The 624-nt window shown below is 66.2% G+C and carries 1 protein-coding gene; it reads left to right on the plus strand.

Features of this window, described 5'->3' with window-relative positions; genetic code table 11:
- On the plus strand, window positions 1-624 hold a 624-nt coding region (locus IE212_RS34530), incomplete at both ends, for a cbb3-type cytochrome c oxidase subunit I (RefSeq protein WP_190201939.1).

Raw genomic sequence — 624 nt, forward strand, 5'->3', positions numbered from 1 at the left:
GACCACAAGACGATCGGCACGCTCTACCTGGCGACGTCGTTCGCGTTCTTCGTCATCGGTGGCGTGATGGCGCTGTTCATGCGCGCCGAGCTCGCCCGGCCTGGTCTGCAGATCATGTCGAACGAGCAGTTCAACCAGGCGTTCACGATGCACGGCACGATCATGCTGCTGATGTTCGCGACGCCGCTGTTCGCCGGCTTCGCGAACTGGATCATGCCGCTGCAGATCGGCGCGCCGGACGTGGCGTTCCCGCGGCTGAACATGTTCGCCTACTGGCTGTACCTGTTCGGCTCGCTCATCGCGGTCGGTGGCTTCCTCACCCCGCAGGGCGCGGCCGACTTCGGCTGGTTCGCCTACAGCCCGCTCTCGGACGCGATCCGCTCCCCGGGCATCGGCGCCGACATGTGGATCATGGGCCTGGCCTTCTCCGGCTTCGGCACCATCCTCGGCTCGGTCAACTTCATCACCACGATCATCTGCATGCGCGCCCCGGGCATGACGATGTTCCGCATGCCGATCTTCACCTGGAACGTGCTGCTGACCGGTGTGCTGGTCCTGCTCGCCTTCCCGGTCCTGGCCGCGGCCCTGTTCGCCCTGGAGGCGGACCGCAAGTTCGGCGCCCAC

This window comes from Streptomyces djakartensis (genome assembly GCF_014651075.1).
Taxonomy (GTDB): domain Bacteria; phylum Actinomycetota; class Actinomycetes; order Streptomycetales; family Streptomycetaceae; genus Streptomyces; species Streptomyces djakartensis.